The sequence below is a fragment of the Chitinophagaceae bacterium genome (genome assembly GCA_016713085.1).
In the GTDB taxonomy this organism is placed as follows: domain Bacteria; phylum Bacteroidota; class Bacteroidia; order Chitinophagales; family Chitinophagaceae; genus Lacibacter.
On sequence record JADJPV010000001.1, the window covers coordinates 1,446,268 to 1,462,829 of the forward strand.

The window sequence follows — 16,562 nt, forward strand, 5'->3', positions numbered from 1 at the left end:
CAGATTCGGCTGTAATTTTTTTCTGGCATCTTTGCAAAAATTTTCATGTATGACGATTGCTGTTCTTGGTGCAGGTATGGTAGGCAGGGCTATTGCTCTTGACCTGGCAAAAAATTATGCTGTTACTTCTTTTGATGTAAGTAAAGAGAACCTGCAAATTTTACAGCAAAAAATGCAGACATACAAACTGTTGTTCAGGATTTAAAAGACTACAAAGCATATCCCGCATTTTTACATCCCTTCAACCTGGTTGTAACAGCTGTTCCCGGCTTTATGGGTTTTGATACATTAAAGGCGGTAATTGAAAGTGGCAAGAATGTAGCAGACATTTCTTTTTTTCCTGAAGATGTTTTGCAGTTAGATGCATTGGCGAAAGAAAAAATGTAACCGCTATTGTTGATTGTGGGGTAGCGCCGGGTATGAGCAATTTTATCATCGGCAGGTACAATGAAGAAATGAAGATCGATGATTTTGAGATTTATGTCGGTGGATTACCTGTTCATCCAAAACCTCCCTTCTTTTACAAAGCACCTTTTTCGCCTGTTGATGTAATTGAAGAATACACAAGACCTGCACGACTGAAAGAAAACGGACAGATCGTAACAAAACCGGCGTTAACAGAACGGGAGATGATGCAGTTTGAAGGCGTTGGTACGTTGGAAGCATTTAATACGGATGGTCTACGTTCACTACTGTACGCCATGCCGCATGTGCCCACACAAAAGGAAAAGACTTTACGCTATCCGGGACATATTGATCTCGTCATTGCATTAAAGCAAAGCGGCTTTTTCAGTGAAGAAAAAATAAACGTTGACGGAAAAGATATTTCTCCCCTTCAATTCACCTCCAAATTACTAATCAATGAATGGAAGCTGGGCGAAACGGAAGAAGAGTTAACCGTAATGAAAGTGATCATTCATGGCGAAGGAAAAACAATTGAATACAACCTGCTGGATTACTATGACAAGGCTTCACAACTATCATCAATGGCAAGAACAACTGGTTATACCTGCACCGCATCAGTAAACCTGTTGGCTAAAAAGATGGTAACAAAAAAGGGAGTCTTCCCTCCTGAGCTGATTGGCAACGATAAAGCCTGTTTTGATTTTGTATTGAATTATCTCAAAGAAAGAGGGGTGATCTGGAAAAAGAAATAGATCAACTTACCGTCAATTCATAAGAACAGGTGGCTGACAAAAGGTTTTTTGCCTTAGTTTTACGCCTCAATCAAACAAAAAATTAATCATTATGATACGTCACGCAACCGCCGTTTGGAATGGCTCAGGAAAAGAAGGTAACGGTCACCTTACAACACAAAGCACCGTTTTAACTAAAACACAATACTCATATCTCTCCCGTTTTGAAAACGGCGTGGGCACCAACCCGGAAGAATTAATTGCAGCTGCACATGCGGGCTGCTTTGTAATGAAGCTGAGTTTTATCTTAGGCGCTGCCGGATTTACACCGGAGTCTTTAGAAACAAAGTGTGAAATATCTCTGATAGAAGGCGTGGTAACCAAATCACATCTTATCTTAACGGCTAAAGTTCCCGGCATCAGCAAAGAAAAATTTGATGAGTGTGTAAAAGATGCTGAAGCTAACTGTCCTATTTCTGCATTACTGGGAAAAGGTTTGGCAATCAGCAGCGATGCAACATTGGTATAAGCATTACACTGCACGATAAAACTTCGAAGGGCGCAAATATTTTGCGCCTTTTTTTGTTTGAAACCTGGTGGGTATTTGTTTCCCGTTTTGATTCACCTCAAAATGAAGATGGGGAAATGCAGAATAACCTGTATTACCACTCAGTCCAATCAACTGACCTCTGACAACAACATCGCCAACTTTTACTAAAGCGCCCTCTTTCTGCAAATGCCAGTAGTGTGCAACTGATCCATCACTATGCTGAATGCTGATAAAATTTCCATCAGATAAATTCTCAGGTTTCAATCCGCCTTTATCTGAATCTCCTCTTGCCGCAATTACTGTTCCCTCTCTTGCTGCACAGATTTTTGTACCTTTTTTAATTTTGAAATCAAGAGCAACTTCTCCTTTATGACTTAGGTTGCTTTCATAAGCCTGTATAAGAAATACTTTTTTGTGTTTGGAAAACGGAAGCTGGTAAATATAACTGGTATCAGCTTTGAATTTACCTGACTTCAGATCATGAATACTATATTGTTGCTGAGCAAAAAGAAACAGCGGGATAAAAACGAATATAATTAAACCGATAAGTTTCATGTATCTAAACTAATAAACTACCGTTACAAAATAACTCAACTTTAGCCCCATCCGCTTCCATTTATCCTGGCTTGCAATACGGACGTAAGTGTCTTTTGAAAATGAAACTGCCGCCGGAATCATTGTTACTGGTTTGTCTTTATTGTCTGTTTTACTCTCGATCCACTGAATGGTAATAATAAAATCCTTATCAACTTTTATGTTATACGGTTCAAGATCAAGCTGTATCCATCCTGTTATGTACTCGCCTACAGTACCAAAAATCTGTTTATCTGTCGAAAGACTGTCGGGCATGTTGTTTTTCACAGAGTAAACATTTACCCTGAATTTAATTGAACGAAAATTGTTTGCCGAAATATACCAGTTTATATTTTTTAGCAAAGCCGGTGATTTTGGTTTGATCCTTATCCCCATTTCAGAGCCCACCGTCATGTCGGCTGAGGTTTTGTTATGCAGCGATACCTGCATCAATTTTCCTGAAGCATTTCGCCCGAAGCTTTCTTCTTCACCACTTCTGTTTGACAATACAATTTCCTGCAATGAAATAACTCTTTTTACAAGCTTGATTGTTTTGTCGTCTTGCTTTGCAAATTCAGAAAGTAAAAGCTTTTTTGTTTCATACCCTGCATGACTTACCTGTAAAGTATCGTTTACGTATTCGTTGCTGATTTCAAAAAAATAATTGCCCACTGTATCAGAAATGGTACCAACCGGTCTGTTCAGCATGCCAATGCTTGCGTATACAAGCGGTGAGTTTGTTTCTTCATCCACAATTGTACCTTTTAACAGAAACGTATTTTGAGAAAACGCATTCGCTGCGCTGATGTTAACAACTATCAACAGCAGCATTGTTTTGAAGGAGCGCATAACGTATAGTTTTGATTCAATATCGAACCGTGTCGAATAATGTTGGCTAAACTATCCGTTCAAATCTTAATAAAAAGAAAAAGCGTTGCTTAATAGCAACGCTTTAACATTATACGGGGAAAATATTTTTTTACTCGGCTTCTGCCACTACTTCTTCCACTTCAGGGATCATCCGCTTCATCATGCCTTCAATACCTGCTTTCAATGTAATCATAGATGAAGGACATCCACTACAACTTCCCTGCAACATCAGGTTCACCTTACCATCTTTGAAACTTTTGAACTGAATAGCGCCGCCATCCATTTCAACAGCCGGTTTTACATAATTTTCCAGGATTTCCTGAATACGTTTCACCACATCACTTTCATCGCCACTCAATACCACATCTTCTTTTACAGGTGTTACAATTTTTGATTCATCAATCACTGGTTTACCTTCCTCGAGGTAGTCCTTTAAAAACTGGCGCACACTGGGAATCAGTTCCTGCCAGTCGGTATCGGGAGCCGAACGGGTGATGGTTACAAAATTGCTGGCAATGAACACGGCTTTCACAAAAGGAAAACCAAAGAGTTCCTGTGCCAATGGAGAAGCTTCTGCTGTAGAAACTTCAGGGAAATCGATGCTCTTTCCGGGATACAGGAGTTTGTTCGCTACAAACTTCATTGTTTCCGGGTTAGGGGTCATTTCTGTATAAATGCTGATAACGGGGTTTCCTGTTTGAATCATAATCGAGAACTTTAAGCCCCCCTTCGCCAAGGCTATGGTGGGTAAAACAAAAATAACAAGATTTACCGGTCTTTGTTTTAAGATTGACCAATTTGAGACAAATCCCCCTGTAATGCCCTTAAAAATTCCCTGTATCGTAAATTGCAGCCAGAAGCAGGGGCGGAAAACCGATCTGAACATCCTTTTGATTATCTTCATTTCAAACACATTCACCTTTAAACAGACCGTTTATGCAAAGAGAGTTAGCCAGCTGGTACAGCCCCTCGTTAGGAAGAGAAATGCCCATTGTTACATACGGTCATTATGGCTTTGCATTGCTGCTTGTACCAACAGCCGCTGCTGATTATTTAGAGTATGAGCGTTTTCAGCTGATTGATACCTTAAAACCGTGGATCGAAGCCGGAAAAGTAAAAGTGTTTTCTGTTAACAGCATGAACACAGAAAGCTGGATGAATAATGAAATGCAGGGTGAACACAAAGCCATCCGCCATAACCAGTTCAATGAATATATTTATAATGAAGTGATCCCGTTTATCCGCAACAGCACTTCATGGGATACACAGATCATCGTAAGCGGTGCTTCATTTGGTGCATTGCACAGTATGAATTTATTTTTGAAACGCCCCGATCTGATTAATGGTGTATTGGCCATGAGTGGCGTGTATGATCTTACGGAATACACCAAAGGATTTTATGATGAACAGGTGTATTACAACAGCCCCATGCATTATATGCCCAACTTAACTGATCATAATGTTTTGGAACAAATCCGCAGAAGCAATCACATCCACATTTTTAGTGGAAGCGGTGCGTATGAAGATCCATCAAGCAGCGGTCGCTTTGCGAAAATTTTATACGATAAGAATATTAATTACGAACTCGATATCTGGGGTGAAGAGTGGCCGCACGACTGGAATACATGGAGACATTTGATGCCGCATTATATGGAAACGAGGTTTTAAAAGTAACCGCTAAGTCGCAAAAGACGCCAAGCCTTATTAGAAGAATATCTCTTATTTTTCATAGCACCTTGGTGCCTTTGCGGTGAAAAACTCAATGATTCACAACAGTCCCGATTGATCCTTTTTCTGTTTTCGTTAATTCAAATACTTTCTGCGGGGTCAGTTCTTTTTCCGTTTGATGCGAAACATACAGAATAGCTGATTCACTTTCTGCTGCAATTTTATTAATAAGCTGAATTACTTTGTTTGCATTGTGATCATCCAATCCAGCCAGCGGTTCATCAAGAATTAATAGTGGCGGATGTTTCACCATCGCTCTTGCAATCAATGCCATCCGTTGTTCGCCGGAAGAAAGATCAGCAAAAAATTTATTTGCCTTCCGTTCCATTGATAAGAGTTGTAACCACTCATGTGCTGCACGTTTCTGCATATCACTTGGAATGGTATACAAACCAATTGAATCCACATAACCGGAAATGATCATTTGCTCCAATGTATGTCTTGTGCTGAACAGATCTGTCATGGCAGGAGTGAGATAACCAACTTTATTTTTTATTTCCCAAACCGTTTCACCACTGCCTTTCTTTCTGCCGAAAATAAACAGCTCCTGTCCATACCCTTTTACATTATCACCGGTGATCATCGTAAGCAAAGTTGTTTTACCGGAGCCATTGGGGCCTTTCAGTTGCCAGAACTCTCCGGCATGAATGGTCCAGTTGATGTTTTGTAAAACCGGCCTGCCATCATAACTCACATTCACATTAGCAAACCGAACCAGTTCATCTGTTGTTAAATTATATGTGTGAAGTGGTGCCGGGATCGTTTGTTCTGTTGTTGCTTCTTCTTTCTCTTCAGCTGGGTTGAATGGAACTGCTTCTCCTTTTTCAGTAAGAGTAATTCTGTTCTTTATAAAATCAAGTGCATCTCTTTGCCGGTGCAGCAATTGTATAATGGGTGTATGTTCTGCAATTTTTCCTAATTCAATTCTTAGTGATTGTTGTGCTTCCACATCAAGATTGTCAAATACATTATCAAGAATAAGCAGACCCGGTTTTTGTGCTAAGAGGTGTTTCAGTAATGCTTTCTTTTGTTCACCACTCGACATAGAGCGAAGGCTTTGCCTTGCCGCATCTTCAATTCCTGAAGATCCATGAATCTCTTCTTCCAGTAAAAACTGCTGCATTCTGTACGAAGAAAAAAGTGCTGCTTCTGTTTCATTGAACTGTTCAAAAACACCGGTCGCTTTTTTATCGAGCAGCTGCTGAATAAAAAAATGTTTGTTAAATGCGTTGGAAAGAAATACGAGGTAGTGTTGCATGTTCATCTGCCTATATTCGTCTGAGCAACAAATAAACAACTATTTTTCTATCTGCCGTAAGCGCTTTGTTTCGGATTATAGTTTCACCGGTTTAACAGTATAGCCCTGTTTTCTCAATAAAGCAATCACACCAATATCACCACCTAAGTGTGCGGCACCAACTGCAAAAAAGCAGGAAGCCTTCTGCATATTTGCTTTCATCACCGGAATCCAGTTGCTGTTTCGTTTAGTTAGCAATTCTGCTTCAGCATTTAACTCATCCGTTCCCTGTTGTGTTAAATTGAAGATAGAATCAATATCCTGTGTTTTATAAATGCTGATTAATTTTTCAAACTCTGTAACCTGGTTCTGAAAATCGTTTACCATCTCTTTCAGGTTAGCCACTTCTACACTGTCAGGTATAGCATCAAACACAGCGATTTGATCTTCGATTGTTTCCAGTCCTTTAATTTCTTTTTTATTTTTTGCCGCCATTGTCATGAAAGTTTGTTCATACGATTCACGGGTTGGGCAGTTGAGTGTTTTTTCTGTGAGCATGCTCATCAGCATAAATGGTTTGAACGTATTGAACATCGCAGCAGAAGATCCGGTTATTTTTTTATAACTGCTGTCGAACCGTTTAAACGCAGTGTCACCAAACAGTTGTTTGATGGTTTGTCCCTTCGGTAATTGCAGCAATGTCATCATCTTCATGATCATTGCCGGGTCGTCCATATCAATTTCAAGAAAAACAGCATCGGCACTCAGGAATTTCTCCTTCAGTGTTTCAGGGAAAAAGAAATCTTCTTTGCAGATGATATGCACTGTGCCAAAGAGATAAGAGGATTGCTGCAAACCGTTGCCGCTGATTTCCCATAGCAGGCTGCTTTTTTCTTTTGTTTGAGCAATTGAAGAAAAAGAAATCAAAAATAAAAGGCAGGAAAGCAGTTGCAGTTTTTTCATAATTATTTTTTGTGATGCCAGGTATAAAACATCAATCTTCATTCATTTCATCAACAATCTTTTTCAGCCTTTCAATATGCTGACCATACAATTTACGAACATACCATTTATTGGCGAAGTAAATGGGAATAGTAAATACAATAGCTGCAACAAACAGAACAGCGGATGATTTCAGCAGGAAACTTGTCGTTTTTACTGCTGGAACAGAAGCAGCTTCCGGTGAATACAATAAAACAATCAATCCTGTTATAACAAAAACAACCGGGACCAATAAGGTACCGGAGATCATGTAAAACCGTACATACTTCTCCAGTGTAACCAGCTGCATTTTTAAATTCGATTTTATTTCACAGCTTACACATTCCATTTGATTGAGCAGTCTTCTTTTCCGCAGGTAATAAAAAACATAGAACACACCAATTACCATGAGCATCCAGGCGGCACTGAGCATTCCACCGGAATAATTTAAAAAATAGTAAGTCACAGTGAAAACATAAATGATAACAATTAACAGCAACTCTATTAACAGGTTGCGTTTCATTTTTGCAATGGGGCTTTTTGATTTTTTTTGCAGCAGTGCCTGCAGCTCATCTGCCGACGGGCCTTGTTCTTTGCTTCCCACATCGCTCCACATTTCTTTTAACTGATCAAGTTCCATATGCCTGTGCTTTAGTGAGTGTTCTTAATTTTTCTTTTATGCGGTTCATTTTTACACGAAGTGTGCCGCTGCTGATACCGAGAATCTCTTCCATTTCGTCATAACTTTTATCCTCCAGGAAAAGCATCACAATAGCTTTTTCCACTTCGGTTAAGCGGCTGATGGCTGCATACATTTCCTTCAGCTTCTCTTCTTTTAGTTTTTCTTCATCCGTATCCGCCTGTTCTGTTGGTATAAATTCCGGAAAGCTGAGTGCTACTTTTCTTGATTGCTTCCGCAGGTTGCTGATGGCTGTGTTCAATGCAATACGGTACATCCAGGTGCTGAACTTTGCTTCGCCACGAAAAGAATCAAATGATTTCCACAGCTGAATAACAATTTCCTGGTACAGGTCATCCTTGTCCGCATCATTGCGGCCATAGAGGTGACACACCTTTCTTATAATGCCCTGGTTTTGATTTACCAGTTGCAAAAATTCCTGTTCAGCGGTTTCGATCATTCAACCAGTTGGTTTTTGTATTTGTTGTACAAAAATCAATTAAGTTACACGCAAATCTTTTTTTGAATGAAATATTCATAAAAAATTATCCCTGCCCGACTTTGTCATTCAGGCGGGGAGCTAATTTATTCACATAGCGATGATAATTTTTTATGGATATCCTATGTGGCCAAAAATCAATAAAAAATAACACATGAAAAAAATGTATCATCTCGCCAGCTGCACCACCTGCCAGGCAATTATCAGGGAAACAAAAGTGGTAAAGGCGGGAACAGAAATGCAGAACATTAAAGAAGAAAAGATCACTCCATTACAACTGGAAGAAATGAAAAACCTTTCGGGCAGTTATGAAGCACTGTTCAGCCGCCGTGCATTAAAATACAAAGAGCTTGGTCTCAAAGACAAACAACTCACTGAAGACGATTATAAAAACTTTATACTGGAAGAATATACCTTTCTGAAACGACCCGTTACCATCTTCAACGGTAAGATCTTTATCGGCAATGATAAAAAAACGGTAGAGGCTTTGAAGAAGGCGGTGAAATAGTCCCGCCTGTTAAATGTTTGTCATTTTTTATCAATCATTGCTGTTTACAGTTTATAATCCGACCGGACAGGTAGACAAAATGAAAATAAACTGTATTTTTATCTGCGGTCAACAGCACTTAGCTACCGATCGTTAGATGTTTGCCGAATACTTTGAAGCAATAAACCTTTTATTATGAGCAAATTTCCGGGCTACCTGCTGAGCAGTCATTTCCCATCGAGGCAAACGGTGGTTTCATTTACGGATGAATTAATCAATTACCTGTTCCCGGTTATCCATGATCCCAAATCCTTTGATCAGGCAGAAATAAAAATGCAGGCATCCCTGCAAAAAAAGCTGATTGAAATTCTTACACCACTCTCTCAGAACTATTCAATTGATGTAGAAGAAATAGCAGAACATTATTTTGATGAACTGCCCGACATTAAACAGCAATTGATTGAAGATGCAGAACTTATTCTTGAATTTGATCCAGCTGCCAAATCGCTGGAAGAAGTGGTGCTTTCTTATCCTGGTTTCCAGGCAATCATAGTTTACCGTTTAACGCATGTGCTGTATCAGAAACAGATTCCTATTTTACCACGTATGATGAGTGAGCTGGCACACAGTCGCACAGGGATTGACATTAACCCGGGTGCTGTAATTGGCTGCCCGTTTTTTATTGATCATGGAACCGGTATTGTAATTGGTGAAACAAGTGTAATTGGAAAGAATGTAAAAATGTACCAGGGAGTTACCTTAGGTGCACTTGCTGTAAGAAAAGAAGATGCACAGTTCAAACGTCATCCAACAATAGAAGACAATGTGGTGATTTATGCTAACAGTACTATTCTTGGTGGTAAAACGGTCATTGGTCACGACAGTATTGTAGGCGGCAACACATGGATTATTGAAAGTGTAATTCCGCACAGTGTAGTGTATACAAAAAATCAAATCATTATCGCCGATAAAAAAGATTTTACCGAACCGTTAAACTTTATCATTTAAATTTTTTATAAACGAAAACAGATGAAAGCAAATAACATTTTAGAAACAATTGGCAACACGCCGCATGTAAAGATCAACCATTTATTTTCTGCTGATGTGGAAGTATGGAGCAAACTGGAAAGAGCAAATCCCGGAGGAAGTATCAAAGACCGTATTGCATTAAGCATGATTGAGGATGCAGAGAAAAAAGGTTTATTAAAACCCGGCAGTATCATTATTGAACCAACAAGTGGCAACACAGGTATTGGTTTGGCAATGGTAGCTGCAGTAAAAGGATACGAAATTATTTTAGTGATGCCCGAGAGTATGAGTATTGAGCGACGCAAACTCATGAGTGTATACGGTGCAACATTTGAATTAACGCCCCGTGAAAAAGGAATGAAAGGTGCTATTGAAAAAGCAAAAGAATTAATAGAAGCAACTCCCGGCAGCTGGATGCCACAGCAGTTTGATAACCCTGCGAATATTGAAGTGCATGCAAAAACAACTGCACAGGAAATCATTGCTGATTTTCCGGAGGGACTGGATTATTTAATTACGGGTGTTGGTACTGGCGGACATATTACCGGTGTTGGCCGTGAATTAAAAAAGAAATTCCCTAATATAAAAGTATTTGCTGTTGAGCCGGAGCTATCTCCGGTAATCAGCGGTGGTGCTCCTTCACCACATCCCATACAGGGAATTGGTGCAGGGTTTATTCCTGCCAACCTGGATGTAACTGTTCTGGATGGTGTGATACAGGTAAGCAAAGATGAAGCATTTGATTATGCCCGCCGTTCAGCAAGTGAAGAAGGAATTTTCCAGGGAATTTCAAGTGGCGCAACCATGGCTGCAACTGCAAAGAAAATTCCTGAAATGGCGAAGGGAAGCCGTGTACTGATTTTTAATTACGATACAGGCGAACGCTATTTCAGTGTTGATGGTTTATTTTAATCAATAAATTTCTGTTCAATAAAAAAAGACATCGGTGATCGATGTCTTTTTTATTAGGGTAAACCTGCCCTTTCATAATATCTCCTTCAATTTGATATTCTTTTGGCCGCAATTACTTATTTTCAATTGCCATGAATCCCGCTGCTGAAATCATTTACTACTACCTCCTGCTGTACACACTTGGATGTGCCTCACTCGCTTTCATGTATCACCTCGTATTGTACGTTCAAAGAAAAGAAAGACTGTTGCTGTATTACTGGGTTTATCTGTTATTGCTTTCTTTATTTTTGTTAAGTAGGGTATTATTGTCAAAAGATCAAAGCGGCCATGCACACAGTACCTGGCTCTTTCAATTCTGGGACGAGTTATTGCAACTTCTTTTTTATTATGGCTATATTGAATTTGTAGGGCGTGCTCTCGATATCCGTCCGCATAGCCACCGCAAACTTTATTTTTTCTGGAAAACACTTTCAACAATTATTTTGCTGATCGCTGTATGTCATGTAGTGCTGATGCTCACTCATACAATTGAAATCCGCAACAGGTATTTATTCCGTGGATCGAGGTTGCTGCTGATCGTTATTTCACTGGTTGTGCTTCTTATTTATGCATTCAGAAAAACAACCGTGTTTCAACGGTACATACTTGCCGGTTCTTTAATCTTCCTCGTAACTGGTGCTCTTGCTTTTGCCTCTTATGTGTACCATTTCAGTATTGGAAATATTTATGCCCTCGGCTTTACGTTTATTGGTGAAGTGGCTGATGTGCTTTTATTTTCTGCCGCTATGGGCTATCGCCTCCGCATTACTTATGAAGAAAAGGAAAAGGCTATGAAAGAGCTGGAAGAACAAAGGGAGCTTGTGAGGCAAAAAGATATCGAACGGGTAGAGGCGGTTATGGAAACCCGTTACCAGGAAAGAAACCGAATTGCCCGTGAACTGCACGATGAGGTTGGCTCCTCACTCAGCAGCATCAATATCTTCAGCACGGTGGCAGATCAATATATACAACAGAACCAGGCAAAAGCGGGTGAGCTCGTGAATAAAATCAAACTCACATCAGAAAAAGTGATGGAAAACATGAGTGATCTTGTTTGGGCCATCAATGCAGAAACCGACGATACACAAAGCCTGGTAATACGTATCCGTCAGTTTGCATCATCCCTGCTTGATGCAAAGAACATCCGGCTTGAAATAGAAACAACGGAACCTGTTCAGCAACTCCTGTTAAAAACAGACGCCAAAAAAAACATTCTGCTTGTATGCAAAGAGGCCGTTAACAATATTGCCAAATACAGCGGTGCATCAGCAGCTTTTATACAAATTCATATAAAAGAGGAGCAGCTTCATCTGCAAATTTCTGATAACGGAACCGGTTTTATTCCCGGTACAACAAGGGGAAACGGCCTGATAAACATGAAAACCCGATGCAAAGAATCAGAAGGCAGTTTTGAAATTAATTCATCGGCTGAAAAAGGAACTTCCATTGTCTGCTCGTTTCCGCTTACTAGAATTAGCAATTGATTATTCCGGTAGAAAGGTTTTAATTTGATAGTATGCCAAAGATAAAAGTGTTGATATATGATGACAATGAAGACAGGAGAGACAGCCTCTCGGCACTGTTGTTGCTGGCAGATGAAATGCAGTGTGTTGGCGACTTTCCTGATTGTTCAAATGTGCAGGAGCAGATCAGAACCCTGCAGCCAAATGTTGTGCTGATGGATATTGATATGCCAAATGTAAATGGTATTGAAGGGCTGAAAATTATCAGGCTTCATTTCCCTGAAGTAAAAGTATTAATGCAAACTGTATTTGAACAGAATGAAAAAATATTTGACAGCATCCGCTTTGGTGCTGCAGGATATATATTAAAAACAGAAACACCAACCCGGATACTTGAAGCAATTCGTTATGTAAATGAAGGAGGTGCAATGATGACGGCATCAGTTGCAGCCAAAGTGTTGCAGTATTTCCGGCAGGAAGCAACACCGGTGGCACAGGCCGATTATGATCTTTCCGATAGAGAAAACGAGGTGTTGAAATTACTGGCCGATGGCAACAGCTACAAAATGATTGCCGGCAAATTATCCATTACATATTTTACCGTGAACGCACACCTGAAAAAGATTTATGAAAAACTGCAGGTACATTCTGCCAGTGAAGCCGTTGCAATGGCTCTGCGTCAAAAACTTGTATAGTCTCTTCTTCTATTACTAATATTAGCAATTGTGCTGTACCGTAAGATTACTGAACTTGTTCTGCATAATAGCAGTAACTATGAAAAGGTTTGTTCTCCTTGTTCTTATAATCTCATTAGCTTCTATTTCACGAGCACAGGATATTGAAGCAATTAATAAATTGAAAGATAGCCTTGAACGTGTTATAAAACAGTTTGAAGTGCAAATGAAAAAGCCCCAGGGGCAGACTAAACAGCAAAAACCGCCTGCATCTTCAACTTCCAAAACAGGTAACCCCTCCGTTACAAATGATGATGATAAGATTTCGCTGCTGCCTAAAAATGCAAAGCTGCTGGCATCCATTCCCGTAAAAACATTATCAGCAGCTGAATTGGTTGTTTACGTCAGCAACATTCAAACAAAACTTCAGCAGCAAAAAGCAAACAGCAAAGAAATTGCAATAGCTACGAGGCTTATGCAAAAATACCCGGTATCAAACCACCACAATCTTGCCTTGTTATTCTTTGCGAAAAAACAATATGTTTCTTCACTGTATGTACTATGCTCTGTAATTAAAAAAAATCCGGCTAACAGTCTTGTTCTAAACAACTTTGCAGCAGTGCTTAACCATGTTGGTTTTCCGCACAAATCGATTCCTGTTTCACAGCATGTTTTAGCCAATGCTTCACAAAGTGCTATGGTAAATAATAACCTGGGGCAGGCTTATTTCCGCCTCGGCGACATGGATAATGCCATCCGCTTTCTGTCTGCTGCCTCCCGCATTGAGCCTTTTCATATTGAAGCCAATGCCACGCAGGGTTATATTAATGAAGCAGGAGGTAACAATACCGCAGCAGCACAGCAATACAGTAATTCGATGAAGGGTGGTTATAACAAAGCTGCCGCTGAGGGTTTAAAAAGAACAAAACCTTCAGATGATGCCGGCAATCATCTTCGCTTACCACCACGAATGAAGTATCCGGAAATGGATGATAATATTCCGTTTGTCTGTCCTTCATTTTCGGGTGGTGATTATTTAGCCTGCGTAACATTTAACTCAAAAATGCATGCAGAAAATGAAGCATGGACAATCGCTCAAAAAGATTATGATGAAAGGGTGGGCCGTGATATGGAGGCCAATGCAATCAACATGATGCGGATGCAGCAATCGGGTGGCAGGATAGCTGCAAAAATGCCTCCGCTGTTTGATAAAGCACAGATGGTAATGGCTAAAGCATACCGGACCTACACAGACGATCTGCAGCGTTATGAAAATGAATTTGCCAAATGGAAAACAGCTTTTGATGAAGAATGGAAGGGAAAACTGAAAGATATGTGTAAGGGTCTGGACCCGGATGCCTGTTGCGCCAAAGAAACTGCCATGTACAACAGCAAAAATGCTGCGTACATGAGCCGTTACCTGAAGTATTGCGAAGATGTTTGGAACAATGCCCGGTGGCATTATAATACAGTTGCATACTGGTATCCTTATGTTGCATCTGTGCCTTTTGCAGCCAGGGACCTTGTATTAGCCAGGGGCATTTTGCTGGGTACTGCTGAAAAACTCACCAGCGTACAGGTAATAGAATATACCTGCAACACATCTTTTGAGCGTACAGATACGGCTACAAAAAATGCAGACTTCAAAGACATCGATTGTCCCGTTAGCATCAATATTCCGCTTGTGATCGGGGATATCAGTTTAACATGCGAATCTTTTAGTGTTGAAATGGGAGAAGGAATTATGGGCGGGTTTGAATATGAATTCGCTTCAGGACAAACAACTATGTATATCGGTGTGGGAGCACAGGCAGAAATGGGTGTAATTAGCCTGGAAGCAAGTGCCACGCAGTTTATTACGTTCGACAATAATTTTAATGTAACAGATATTGGTAATAAAGTTTCTGCAGGCGCTTCGGCAATGGAAATATCTTCCACGCTTGGATTAAATGGAGCAAGTGTTGAAGGCGAAGCCGTATTTGGTGTGAACAGCGGGCTTAATGTAAGTGCAGATGCATCGGTAATGGGACAAAGTATGATGGCAGGAGAAATTCAATTATTATAAAAAATAACACACAATGAAGAAAAGTCTATTTATTGCCCTTGCACTCTTTTCAGTAACTGCAAATGCACAGGACAAGGCCGGCTGCGAAAACGCTGAACCCAAATACATGACCCGTATGCCCGGCTTCTTTATCCGCAGTTGCGAAACAAGTGAATACGATACTTATAAGTACTCTTTTATAAATACAAAAGATAAACGGGAGTATAAAGAAGTAAGCGGCAGGCTTATTATAATTTCATACGCTAAGGATCCCAAAGAAGCACGCCTGTTCAGTGGTGTACAGATTCACACCAACTATTACAATGCCGTTATAAAAGCAAAAGGCGAATCACTTGCATTAAACAAAAGCTTTTATAAAATGAAGCAAAGCGGCAAGACCGTTTATTTTCAAATAGACAATGCAGTTGATACAGATGACAGAGGTTTTGAAATTATCATTGTGGAAGTAGACGAAATGAAACAGGATATTGAAGTAAATATGAGTGATGGAATTGACCGTGATGGAAAAATTGCTTTGTACGGCATTTTGTTCGATGTAAATAAAGCTACCATAAAAACCGAATCAGAAAAAGCATTACAAACAGTAATTGACTACCTCAATGCCAATCCAACGGTAAAGATTTACATCGTTGGTCATACAGACAATACCGGCGTTTTTGCCAATAACAGCAAACTCTCAAAAGACAGGGCACTCTCTGTAAAAAATTACCTGGTAACAACAGGCAAAATCAATCCTGCACGTCTTGGTTCAGATGGAGTCGCATCCTTATGCCCTGTATCAACTAATACAACAGAAGAAGGCAAAGCACTCAACCGCAGGGTTGAAATAGTAAAACAATAATTCATTATGAAAAAACTGCGAAACATTCTGTTACTGCTCTTTTTCTGTAACAGCATTACTGCACAAAGTCTGCGTTTACCTCCAGGCGTTACCATTGACACAATTGCTGAGCTTGCCGAAGGACTTCACCGTTATCATTTTATAATGCACAAACAGTTGATTGGGATGATCGTTCCCAAAACATGGCATAATAATGATACAAGAGGAATTGCCATTGCTACATCATACGAAGCAACTTTCCTTATGGGTCAAACACAGGTAGACAGTTTTACAACTGAGAAGAAGGCTCTGCAATGGCTTGTTCCTGTTATTGAAAATTATCTGTCGCCTGTTGGTATTCAGAAATGGAAACACCTGAAAACACAGCCTCCGAAAGTAGCACTGAAATACCCCTGGGAATGGGATTATAAGCTGGGCCGTTACAACTCAATTTTTATGAGCAAGGCACAAACAGATAACAAACTGGTTTTGCGGAGTACAAACAAATCTGAAATTATACAGATTATCCGTACACCAAACACAGGAAAGCTTACTATTGAACAGCTGATACAATTGACTACCCGCATGAATCCGGCCATTAATACCCAGCAAAATCCAATTACCGATTTTGTAATCGGTGGTAAACAATTTAAAACAACGGAGCACTTCTTTATGGAGTTGATGCATCAACGTCATTTCTGGTATGCAGATGCAAAAGAAATTATTTATATCAGTGTTGGATTATTAAGAGAAGATCAGGTGCGTTTTCCTTTGATAGTAGATGAAATTATAGGCAGTATAAAATGGTAGCAGTTTTTAT

The 16,562-nt window shown here is 39.9% G+C and carries 17 protein-coding genes and 1 pseudogene; 11 read left to right on the top strand and 7 right to left on the bottom strand.

Annotated elements, in window-relative coordinates:
* Nucleotides 1-49: 49 nt before the first annotated feature.
* Nucleotides 50-1,157 (top strand): annotated as a pseudogene (locus tag IPK31_06940) (saccharopine dehydrogenase NADP-binding domain-containing protein).
* Between the two features lie 91 nt (nucleotides 1,158-1,248).
* Nucleotides 1,249-1,665, top strand: a complete 417-nt coding sequence (locus tag IPK31_06945) for an OsmC family protein (GenBank protein MBK8087687.1) — start codon at nucleotides 1,249-1,251, stop codon at nucleotides 1,663-1,665.
* Nucleotides 1,666-1,668: 3 nt separating this feature from the next.
* Here IPK31_06945 and IPK31_06950 read toward each other — a convergent pair whose 3' ends face one another.
* From IPK31_06950 to IPK31_06960, 3 genes are all read right to left on the bottom strand, one after another.
* On the bottom strand, nucleotides 1,669-2,241 hold the full coding sequence (locus tag IPK31_06950) for a M23 family metallopeptidase (GenBank protein ID MBK8087688.1): 573 nt from the start codon (nucleotides 2,239-2,241) through the stop codon (nucleotides 1,669-1,671).
* Between the two features lie 9 nt (nucleotides 2,242-2,250).
* Nucleotides 2,251-3,108, bottom strand: a complete 858-nt coding sequence (locus IPK31_06955; protein MBK8087689.1) for a carboxypeptidase-like regulatory domain-containing protein — start codon at nucleotides 3,106-3,108, stop codon at nucleotides 2,251-2,253.
* A gap of 130 nt (nucleotides 3,109-3,238) precedes the next feature.
* Entirely contained in the window at nucleotides 3,239-3,835 is a 597-nt protein-coding gene (locus IPK31_06960; protein MBK8087690.1) for a NifU family protein, read from the bottom strand.
* Nucleotides 3,836-4,065: 230 nt separating this feature from the next.
* Between IPK31_06960 and IPK31_06965 the strand changes: the two genes are divergently transcribed.
* The gene (locus IPK31_06965) at nucleotides 4,066-4,797 is read left to right on the top strand and encodes an esterase (GenBank protein ID MBK8087691.1); all 732 of its coding nucleotides are present in this window, start codon (nucleotides 4,066-4,068) and stop codon (nucleotides 4,795-4,797) included.
* 91 nt (nucleotides 4,798-4,888) lie between these two features.
* Here IPK31_06965 and IPK31_06970 read toward each other — a convergent pair whose 3' ends face one another.
* From IPK31_06970 to IPK31_06985, 4 genes are all read right to left on the bottom strand, one after another.
* Entirely contained in the window at nucleotides 4,889-6,121 is a 1,233-nt protein-coding gene (locus IPK31_06970; protein MBK8087692.1) for an ATP-binding cassette domain-containing protein, read from the bottom strand.
* A 69-nt stretch (nucleotides 6,122-6,190) separates the two neighbouring features.
* A complete protein-coding gene (locus IPK31_06975; GenBank protein ID MBK8087693.1) occupies nucleotides 6,191-7,057 on the bottom strand; it encodes a TraB/GumN family protein in 867 nt (288 codons plus the stop codon).
* A 31-nt stretch (nucleotides 7,058-7,088) separates the two neighbouring features.
* Entirely contained in the window at nucleotides 7,089-7,715 is a 627-nt protein-coding gene (locus tag IPK31_06980; GenBank protein MBK8087694.1) for a hypothetical protein, read from the bottom strand.
* Nucleotides 7,705-8,214 (bottom strand): sigma-70 family RNA polymerase sigma factor, encoded by a 510-nt coding sequence (locus IPK31_06985; protein MBK8087695.1) that lies wholly within the window; start codon nucleotides 8,212-8,214, stop codon nucleotides 7,705-7,707. The genes IPK31_06980 and IPK31_06985 overlap by 11 nt, the downstream gene beginning before the upstream one ends.
* A gap of 193 nt (nucleotides 8,215-8,407) precedes the next feature.
* Between IPK31_06985 and IPK31_06990 the strand changes: the two genes are divergently transcribed.
* The 8 genes from IPK31_06990 (at nucleotide 8,408) to IPK31_07025 (ending at nucleotide 16,552) form a co-directional block, all read left to right on the top strand.
* Nucleotides 8,408-8,761: an arsenate reductase gene (locus IPK31_06990; protein ID MBK8087696.1), complete on the top strand. Its 354-nt coding sequence runs from the start codon at nucleotides 8,408-8,410 to the stop codon at nucleotides 8,759-8,761.
* 174 nt (nucleotides 8,762-8,935) lie between these two features.
* Nucleotides 8,936-9,748, top strand: a complete 813-nt coding sequence (locus IPK31_06995) for a serine acetyltransferase (protein ID MBK8087697.1) — start codon at nucleotides 8,936-8,938, stop codon at nucleotides 9,746-9,748.
* A gap of 21 nt (nucleotides 9,749-9,769) precedes the next feature.
* Nucleotides 9,770-10,681, top strand: coding sequence for a cysteine synthase A (cysK, locus tag IPK31_07000; protein ID MBK8087698.1), 912 nt, complete (start codon nucleotides 9,770-9,772; stop codon nucleotides 10,679-10,681).
* Between the two features lie 131 nt (nucleotides 10,682-10,812).
* The gene (locus IPK31_07005; protein MBK8087699.1) at nucleotides 10,813-12,204 is read left to right on the top strand and encodes a sensor histidine kinase; all 1,392 of its coding nucleotides are present in this window, start codon (nucleotides 10,813-10,815) and stop codon (nucleotides 12,202-12,204) included.
* A 32-nt stretch (nucleotides 12,205-12,236) separates the two neighbouring features.
* Entirely contained in the window at nucleotides 12,237-12,878 is a 642-nt protein-coding gene (locus IPK31_07010; protein MBK8087700.1) for a response regulator transcription factor, read from the top strand.
* Between the two features lie 79 nt (nucleotides 12,879-12,957).
* Entirely contained in the window at nucleotides 12,958-14,922 is a 1,965-nt protein-coding gene (locus IPK31_07015) for a tetratricopeptide repeat protein (protein MBK8087701.1), read from the top strand.
* A gap of 13 nt (nucleotides 14,923-14,935) precedes the next feature.
* Nucleotides 14,936-15,763, top strand: coding sequence for an OmpA family protein (locus IPK31_07020; GenBank protein MBK8087702.1), 828 nt, complete (start codon nucleotides 14,936-14,938; stop codon nucleotides 15,761-15,763).
* A 6-nt stretch (nucleotides 15,764-15,769) separates the two neighbouring features.
* The gene (locus IPK31_07025; protein MBK8087703.1) at nucleotides 15,770-16,552 is read left to right on the top strand and encodes a hypothetical protein; all 783 of its coding nucleotides are present in this window, start codon (nucleotides 15,770-15,772) and stop codon (nucleotides 16,550-16,552) included.
* Nucleotides 16,553-16,562: the final 10 nt, after the last annotated feature.

Excerpts from the sequence above, each read along its gene's own strand:
- IPK31_07005 (MBK8087699.1), top strand. The coding sequence starts at position 10,813 with ATGAATCCCGCTGCTGAAATCATTTACTACTACCTCCTGCTGTACACA.
- IPK31_07015 (MBK8087701.1), top strand. The coding sequence starts at position 12,958 with ATGAAAAGGTTTGTTCTCCTTGTTCTTATAATCTCATTAGCTTCTATT.
- IPK31_07020 (MBK8087702.1), top strand. The coding sequence starts at position 14,936 with ATGAAGAAAAGTCTATTTATTGCCCTTGCACTCTTTTCAGTAACTGCA.
- IPK31_06980 (MBK8087694.1), bottom strand. The coding sequence starts at position 7,715 with ATGGAACTTGATCAGTTAAAAGAAATGTGGAGCGATGTGGGAAGCAAA.
- IPK31_06990 (MBK8087696.1), top strand. The coding sequence starts at position 8,408 with ATGAAAAAAATGTATCATCTCGCCAGCTGCACCACCTGCCAGGCAATT.
- IPK31_06945 (MBK8087687.1), top strand. The coding sequence starts at position 1,249 with ATGATACGTCACGCAACCGCCGTTTGGAATGGCTCAGGAAAAGAAGGT.
- IPK31_06970 (MBK8087692.1), bottom strand. The coding sequence starts at position 6,121 with ATGAACATGCAACACTACCTCGTATTTCTTTCCAACGCATTTAACAAA.
- IPK31_06965 (MBK8087691.1), top strand. The coding sequence starts at position 4,066 with ATGCAAAGAGAGTTAGCCAGCTGGTACAGCCCCTCGTTAGGAAGAGAA.
- cysK (MBK8087698.1), top strand. The coding sequence starts at position 9,770 with ATGAAAGCAAATAACATTTTAGAAACAATTGGCAACACGCCGCATGTA.
- IPK31_07010 (MBK8087700.1), top strand. The coding sequence starts at position 12,237 with ATGCCAAAGATAAAAGTGTTGATATATGATGACAATGAAGACAGGAGA.
- IPK31_06950 (MBK8087688.1), bottom strand. The coding sequence starts at position 2,241 with ATGAAACTTATCGGTTTAATTATATTCGTTTTTATCCCGCTGTTTCTT.
- IPK31_06985 (MBK8087695.1), bottom strand. The coding sequence starts at position 8,214 with ATGATCGAAACCGCTGAACAGGAATTTTTGCAACTGGTAAATCAAAAC.
- IPK31_06995 (MBK8087697.1), top strand. The coding sequence starts at position 8,936 with ATGAGCAAATTTCCGGGCTACCTGCTGAGCAGTCATTTCCCATCGAGG.
- IPK31_06955 (MBK8087689.1), bottom strand. The coding sequence starts at position 3,108 with ATGCGCTCCTTCAAAACAATGCTGCTGTTGATAGTTGTTAACATCAGC.
- IPK31_06975 (MBK8087693.1), bottom strand. The coding sequence starts at position 7,057 with ATGAAAAAACTGCAACTGCTTTCCTGCCTTTTATTTTTGATTTCTTTT.
- IPK31_06960 (MBK8087690.1), bottom strand. The coding sequence starts at position 3,835 with ATGATTCAAACAGGAAACCCCGTTATCAGCATTTATACAGAAATGACC.
- IPK31_07025 (MBK8087703.1), top strand. The coding sequence starts at position 15,770 with ATGAAAAAACTGCGAAACATTCTGTTACTGCTCTTTTTCTGTAACAGC.